The organism is Bradyrhizobium sp. UFLA05-109 (assembly GCF_054185165.1).
The window spans coordinates 1-7031 of sequence record NZ_JBBIAR010000133.1; the positions used below are offsets into that span (position 1 = coordinate 1).

At 59.3% G+C, this 7031-nt stretch carries 8 protein-coding genes and 1 pseudogene; 3 read left to right on the forward strand and 6 right to left on the reverse strand.

Annotated elements, in window-relative coordinates; genetic code table 11:
• Positions 1-267, reverse strand: a 267-nt coding sequence (locus tag Q3C01_RS44300) for a hypothetical protein (protein WP_458151637.1), incomplete at its 3' end; no start/stop codon positions are given.
• Between the two features lie 167 nt (positions 268-434).
• Positions 435-671, reverse strand: a complete 237-nt coding sequence (locus tag Q3C01_RS44305; protein WP_458151638.1) for a hypothetical protein — start codon at positions 669-671, stop codon at positions 435-437.
• Between the two features lie 536 nt (positions 672-1207).
• On the opposite strand from Q3C01_RS44305, the gene Q3C01_RS44310 reads away from it, so the two are divergent.
• Positions 1208-1381 carry a hypothetical protein gene (locus tag Q3C01_RS44310; protein ID WP_458151639.1) on the forward strand — a complete coding sequence of 58 codons (174 nt, stop codon included), beginning with the start codon at positions 1208-1210 and terminating at the stop codon, positions 1379-1381.
• A 346-nt stretch (positions 1382-1727) separates the two neighbouring features.
• Here Q3C01_RS44310 and Q3C01_RS44315 read toward each other — a convergent pair whose 3' ends face one another.
• Entirely contained in the window at positions 1728-2108 is a 381-nt protein-coding gene (locus Q3C01_RS44315) for a hypothetical protein (RefSeq protein ID WP_458151640.1), read from the reverse strand.
• Between the two features lie 117 nt (positions 2109-2225).
• On the opposite strand from Q3C01_RS44315, the gene Q3C01_RS44320 reads away from it, so the two are divergent.
• Positions 2226-2993, forward strand: coding sequence for an ATP-grasp domain-containing protein (locus Q3C01_RS44320; RefSeq protein WP_458151641.1), 768 nt, complete (start codon positions 2226-2228; stop codon positions 2991-2993).
• A 243-nt stretch (positions 2994-3236) separates the two neighbouring features.
• Complete coding sequence (locus Q3C01_RS44325) at positions 3237-4019, forward strand: ATP-binding cassette domain-containing protein (protein WP_458151642.1); 783 nt, start codon at positions 3237-3239, stop codon at positions 4017-4019.
• 235 nt (positions 4020-4254) lie between these two features.
• Here the strand turns inward: Q3C01_RS44325 and cydB are convergent, their stop codons facing one another.
• The 3 genes and pseudogenes from cydB to Q3C01_RS44340 form a co-directional block, all read right to left on the reverse strand.
• On the reverse strand, positions 4255-5265 hold the full coding sequence (gene cydB, locus Q3C01_RS44330) for a cytochrome d ubiquinol oxidase subunit II (protein ID WP_458151643.1): 1011 nt from the start codon (positions 5263-5265) through the stop codon (positions 4255-4257).
• Positions 5265-6665: a cytochrome ubiquinol oxidase subunit I gene (locus Q3C01_RS44335; RefSeq protein WP_458151644.1), complete on the reverse strand. Its 1401-nt coding sequence runs from the start codon at positions 6663-6665 to the stop codon at positions 5265-5267. The genes cydB and Q3C01_RS44335 overlap by 1 nt, the downstream gene beginning before the upstream one ends.
• A 177-nt stretch (positions 6666-6842) precedes the next feature.
• Positions 6843-7031 (reverse strand): annotated as a pseudogene (locus Q3C01_RS44340) (hypothetical protein); the annotation flags it as partial.

The window sequence follows — 7031 nt, forward strand, 5'->3', positions numbered from 1 at the left end:
CGAGCCTTTATCGAGACCGTCCCGGCTCAACACATCGCTTGGGCCGGGGCGGCGCGTCAGTTCTTCACGGGCGACTCCAGACCAACTGATCGGCGTGTACTTGAGCTCCCGCCGATCCATTTCGGAACGGATTGCTTCGGCATATGCGCGCAGGTTGCCACCCACGGAGCGGGATCGTCCACCGCCCGCCCGGTCTGCCGACACTTGCCGCCGGACACTTTCCCAAAGCGACAGCAAACTTTCGTCTTTCGAGCTTGAAAAGTTCATCCGCTCAGCATCCCCTGCTTGGCAGGCATGGTATCCGCTCCTCAATGACCGGCACTGTTCGGTTGCGGACATTGCCGTGCAGACTACAAGTCTTCGTTGCACTTCGGACACAGAGGTGTCGATCACGATGGACGTGGTTCTTCACCCTAAATTTGCATGATCCGTGATCACCTCAAGCCCTCGATGAGTGCCCTCCATCCGACTGCATCGTCACTCATTAGCAGCAAAACGCTGAGCATCGCCAAGTGGTGTGGCAATTCGCAATCGCGACGGGCGTTCATATCGGCAACAAACAACGCAGCTGCTTTTTTAAAATCGCCTTGGTCGAGATAGTCAAAGGCTCGTTGTTTGCAGCGCTCGACATATCTGCCGCGCGGCATGTCGGTAATCAGGGAACGTTCCATTTTCGCCGGTGATTCCCAAGTACAGTACAAATAACGACAATAGGATTGAGCAATCGGCATTGGCCCGTCTGTTCGAAAGGCGACAAACTGATGTCTTTTTGATCGTAGTGTGGGAATTGGGATACAGGCACACAGCGCGACTGGCCTGATGCCTCACCCTATGTCTATCTTAGTCGGCAAGGTTGATCGATATTAGTGAAATTCCCTTGGTTGTATTTGCTCTACTCTTCTAGTTGGCCGTGGAAACAGATCAGTCCCAAGCAGGCCGCGAAGGCGCCTTCAGGATTTGCCGGATCGATCGCGTTTTCACCTAGTCGTGAATAGGGTCCATTGCCTGCGCGGGTCTACATCAAGATTGGGTTGATCGTGATGGTCTCTCGCACCACGAGCGCCGCGGGAGCAGAGCCGATAGTGCCAGTGCCCGACGGGGCCAGCGCCGACAGTGCCAAGGGTCCTCGCGGCCAGAGAAAGCGAGCATCAACCTCCGCGCCCCACGCGACGCAAGCGCTTGCGCTCGCGAGTGGGCGCGGTCTGTGTTGAGGTTAAAGCTTGTGCCGGCATACTACACCGCCGCGATCAGCATCGTGGCGATGGCCATGCTCCCAGAGACCCGCAATTTCGACGTCACGAAGCAGCGCGCCTATTCCCACCGCGCGCGGATCAGGCGAGTGGTCGCGACCCAGGTCGCGCGCGTACTTGAGCGGCTGTGATTTCGGCGGGCAGGGGTCAGGCCACCGCTATTTTTCCTGTGTCTCCCTTGGGGCCACCTACTGCTGAAAAAGAGGTGGCGCCCCCTCTGCGTGAAGTGGGCGAAAACGACACGACGAACTACGTCGCGAGTTTCTATTTTTTCCTCCATTGCCGGCGGACGAGGCAGTTGGAGTGATGCTCGTCACATAACTTCCTGCCAGATTGGAGAGAATATCACCGTCATCGTTGAGGCGACGATGCGCAGATACAGACGAACGATCGAAGACTTGAAGAAATCCAATTTCACCCAAGGAGCTTACAATGTCACTGAAACAGGTCATTCCAGCAGTATTCTTTCAGAAGCGACTAAACGGCGTTAAGAAAGACGCCCGGAAGCCCGAGCGGCTCGAGCTCTTCGAGAGCCAGCTCCGCGAGGTAGCCGGAGGCCAGGGCCGGCTCGGCGCGGTAGCCGGAGGAGGACGGCTCGTAATCGACGGGCCCGACGGTTCCGGTGGTCACACGACCTTTTCGGGTTCGGCTGGATGGGCGGATGTCATGCAGGCTGACGACTGCGCCGCCTAACGATCCGAGTTCCTCCCGGCTTTCTGGACCAGTCCAGAGCCGGGGGGCGATTTCCATAGGAGACTTCCATAGGAGAAGAGCACCATGGAACCACGGATTGGGATCGTAACGTACGGTGACGATCCCCACGGCCATCTGATCAAGAAGAAGATCGAAGAGCAGCATGGAGTCTGGTGCTGTCTGATCCCAAGCGACGAGCTTGTACTCCGCGGCGGCCTCGAGTGGTCGTCGCACAGTGAGGCCCCAGCCCTTCTCCCGACCATCGAGGGGCAGACCGTCGACGTGAGGACGCTCAACACCCTGTGGTACCGGCGCACGACCGTGAAACAGATTTTGCCCGAGGGCACTGACGCTGCCTATGAGATGCCTATCTTTCGTGGCACCGAGAGGGTCCTTGAGGGCATACTCCTGAACGCCTTTCAAGGGCAGTGGGTCAGCCATCCCGTTGCCACCCGCTTGGCGGAGAACAAGCTGGTGCAGCTAGATGCCGCGAAGCGCGCCGGCCTCCGGATCCCGGCCACGCTCGTCAGTCAAGATCCAGTGCACATTCGCCGCTTTTGCGCGGCGCATCCGGGCGCGATCATCAAGCCCGTCGCGACGCCGCGTGGCGTCGAACTGGCGTCGACAGCGGTAGTCAGCCAGGAGCTGCTCGACAACGAGGAAGTCCTGGCCCTGACGGCGTCGATCTACCAGGAATGCGTCCCAGGCACACGCCACCTGCGCATCTCCGTCGTTGGCGATCGCTGCGATGGTGCGCTCATCGAGGCCGAGGCACTCGACTGGCGGTTCGACCTCAATGTGCCCTTCAGTCCTTACCCGCTCGACAGGCACCTCGAACAAAGGTTGCGCGACACCCTCCACGAGCTTGGTCTGGTCATGGGGGTCTTCGACGTGAAGTTGACCGACGAGGATGAGCCCGTGTTCCTCGAGGTCAACCCGCAAGGCCAGTTTCTCTTCGTGGAGGCCCTGTGCGACCTCCCTCTCGCCGATATCTTTGCCGCCTTTCTTGTCGACCAGGCGACGCAAGATGTGAGGTCTCGGCAGCGTTAGGCTCGTACGACAACCAGCTAAGGGTGGGCCGCTGCGCTCTGTGAACGCCCCTGATGGGTCCCTGCCTCGGCCCTAAGGTGCAGCCGCGTCCGCTGGGTCAAAGGCGAGCTCGAATGGAAGCCAATATGCCTGTCGTCGTGTCGATGATCGTCAGGGCCTGCTGAGTCTTGCCTTGCCCCAATGGATATTTGGTACACTGATCGGATAACTGAAACACTAGTGGCGATTCCCCACCTCCGCCGCATGAAGCCCGTGATTTCCACCCCTGTCGAGATTTCCGAGGAACGGCGATCGCCCGGAGAACTATCCGGAGAGATCGAACTTTCTGGCGTCGTCTTCCGCTATGCGCAAGGCGGGCCGAAGGTCCTGGATGACATCAGCCTGATCATAGCGCCGGGTGACTACGTCGCGATCGTCGGTCCTTCAGGTAGCGGGAAATCGTCGCTCTTTCGCTTACTGCTGGGTTTTGAACGGGCGGAAGCCGGCACGGTGTTTTACGATGGCAAGGCCCTCAATACGCTCGACATCAGCGCCGTGCGCCGACAGCTTGGAGTGGTGCTGCAAGATACCAAGCTCGCAACAGGAAGCCTTTACGATAACATTTGCGGCGGCATTGATTTGCCGCTGGAGAAGGCGTGGGAGGCCGCCCGATTGGCGGCGCTGGATGCCGACATCGCGCAGATGCCGATGGGAATGCATACGCTGGTTGCGGAAGGCGTGAGCACGCTATCAGGTGGCCAGCGGCAGCGATTACTGATCGCTCGGGCTCTAGCTCGTTCACCACGGATTCTTCTATTTGATGAGGCAACGAGCGCGCTCGACAAACCAGGCTCAAAGCGTCGTCGGCGCCTCGCTGCAACGATTGAGCATCACGCGGATTGTGATTGCGCATCGCCTCAGCACCATCCGCAAAGCAGACCGTATTGTCATGCTCTCGCGCGGCAAAATCGTGCAAACGGGAAGCTACGCAGAGCTCGTGAGCGAGCCGGGGCCGTTTGCGGATTTTGCCGAACGGCAGTTGCTTGAGCCGGCTAATCGCTAGCACGCCGGCAGCGGCGGACAGTGACTTGACGACAGATCGGTCCGATCGGCACTTCACGAACATAAAGCCTGATGTTGCGATCCGAGACGGTATTCCGTCATCGTCCGAGTAGATCTGGTCCGCTGCCGCCCCATCACTGCGCCAGACAAATTGCGGGCTGCGTTCTGGTCCAATGATGGGTCGTTTGCGCGGTTGACCTGGAAGATCGGCAGGAGACGATCAGTGATACCCCACTTCGGCGCGAACCTTTCCGCGAAACACCCAATATGACCAGCTCGAATAGGTCAGGATGACGGGAATCAGGAACAGCGTTCCGACCAGGAGGAAGGCCTGGGTGCGCGGGGACGAGGCGGCCTCCCACAGTGTCAGCTGATAGGGCACGATCATCGGAAACAGGCTGATCGCCATGCCAATGTAGGCCAGCACGAAGAGCGCGATCGCACCAAAAAAAGGCGCCGCCTCGGCCTTTCCGCCAAGGGACCGCCATGTCCCGAGCGCGATCACGCCGGACAGTGCGGGTACCGGCGCGAACAGCGCGATGTTGGGCCAGCTAAACCAGCGCGCCGCCACCGCGGGGCTCATGATTGGGGTCCAGATGCTCACGATCGCGATCGCGGTCACGACACCGACGAGGCAGATGCGGCCTTGGCGACGTGCCGCGGCCTGAATGGCACCGTCGGTTTTCATAATAAGCCAGCCGGCGCCGAGAAGGCCGTAGCCGAACATCAAGGCGACGCCGGTCAGAATGGAAAAGGGCGTGAGAAACGCAAAGGACGTTCCCACAAATTGTCCGTCGCGGACCGGGAAGCCCTGGACGAATGCGCCAAGCACGATGCCTTGTGCAAACGTGGCCGTGGCGGATCCGAGGCAGAATGCGTGATCCCAGAACGTCTTGTGTTCTGCGTCGCGAAAGCGGAATTCGAATGCAACGCCGCGGAACACCAGTGCGAGCAACATGACCAGGATGGGAAAATACACCGCTGGAATGATCACGGCGAACGCAGTCGGGAATGCCGAGAGAAGGCCAAGGCCGCCAAGCACCAGCCAAGTCTCGTTACCATCCCAGATCGGGGCAATCGAGTTCATGATGGTGTTACGGGAGCGCGTATCGGACGCCAGGCCAAAGAGCATCCCCACGCCAAGATCGAAGCCATCGAGCAGCACGTAGAAGAAGACGGCCAGCGCAAGAATCACTGTCCAGATCGGAACCAAATCGAGCACCTCGGTCATCACACCTCTCCTTTCACGATGTTGATTGCGGGAGCGAGGACCGGCGCCGCAGCTATTTCAGCCTCGATTGACGTAGCCGCTTCACTGGTCTCGAGCGGGCCCTTGCGAACGAGCCGAGCCAACAGGATGACCCCGCAGGGATAGATCAGCAGATAGACCGCCATGTAAGCCAGGAGCGACAGCGTAACGTCATGGCCTGTCAGCGACGGCGTCACCGAGGCTGCCGTGCGCAAGAGTCCATAGACTGTCCACGGCTGCCGGCCGACCTCGGTCACGAACCATCCGGAAACGACCGCGATAAAGCCAAGCGGAATGGCGCACTGACATGCCAACAGGTATAGCTGTGTGTCATAGAGTTGCCCGCGCCACCGCAACCAGCCGCCCAGAAGGACGAGCCCCAGCATCAAGCCCGCGCATCCGACCATCGCGCGGAAAGCAAAGAATGGAATCGCGACCGGCGGACGTTGGTCGGCAGGGAAATCCTTCAGACCCTGCACCTCGCCATGGAGATCGTGCGTCAGGATCAGGCTTCCGAGCCAAGGAATTTCAACGGCAAACTTGTTTTGTTCGGCCTGATCATCCGGGATCGCAAAGATTGTCAGCGGCACACCCCTGGCGGTATCCCAACGTGATTCAATGGCTGCCAGTTTTGCAGGCTGATATTTGCGGGTGTTGAGGCCGTGCATATCGCCGATCACCATCTGCAGCGGCACAAGAAGGGTCAGGGCCCACAGCGCCATCGACATCATGGTGCGTGCTTCCAGGACGGATCGATTGCGCCGCACCAGGTATGCGCCCACACCGAGGACGACGAATCCGGTTGTCGTGAAGAATGCGAACGCCGTGTGCGCGAGTCGATAAGGAAACGACGGATTGAAGATCACCTTGATCCAGTCTGTCGGAATGAACTGACCATTGACGATCTCGTAGCCGGCTGGCGTCTGCATCCAACTGTTGGCGGACAAGATCCAGAACGTGGAAAACAACGTCCCGATCGCCACCATGAGGGCCGCGAAGAGGTGCGCCCACGGCGGCACCAGCTTGCGGCCGAACAGCAGGACGCCGAGGAAGCCCGCTTCCAGGAAGAAAGCCGTAAGGCCTTCATACGCGAAGAGTGGCGAGAGGACGTCGCCGGCCGCAGACGCGTAGCGGCTCCAGTTGGTGCCGAACTGGAATGGCATGACAAGGCCGGTCACGACGCCCATGCCGAATGCGATGGCGAAGATCTTGGTCCAGAATATCGAGTTGCGGACATAGACTTCGCGTCCGGTCGCAAAACCCAAGCCTTCGAAGACAGCGATGAAGGACGCACATCCGACGGTGAACGCTGGAAGCAGAATGTGCCAGGCGACGACCCAGGCGAACTGGATGCGTGATAACAGGACTGGATCAAAGTGCATCGCTGGACCTCTTGTGTTGCGGCAATGTAGAGAGAGCGACCCAAAGGAGCCCTCAAAGCCGTCTGCAAGCATGCAGGCTCAATGAAAATAGACCGCGCAGTTCAGATGCATGAGTAAACGCTGCCAAATTGCGGCAAATTCTTCAAAGCGGAGGAAGCAACTACGTTGAGCCCGCGCTCAACGCTCATTGAGCGCATGCAATTCGGCCCGGCATTCCTCGCTGAAGGCCTGCAGCGGGTTGACGACGTGGCCGTTCATCAGCTCGCGAACCTCAGAAAGGGTCTTGTTGGGCATGAAATATGTGTCGATGATCAAATGAATGACCGCGTCTGCCTTCTCGATCACGGCGGTGCTTGATACGACACG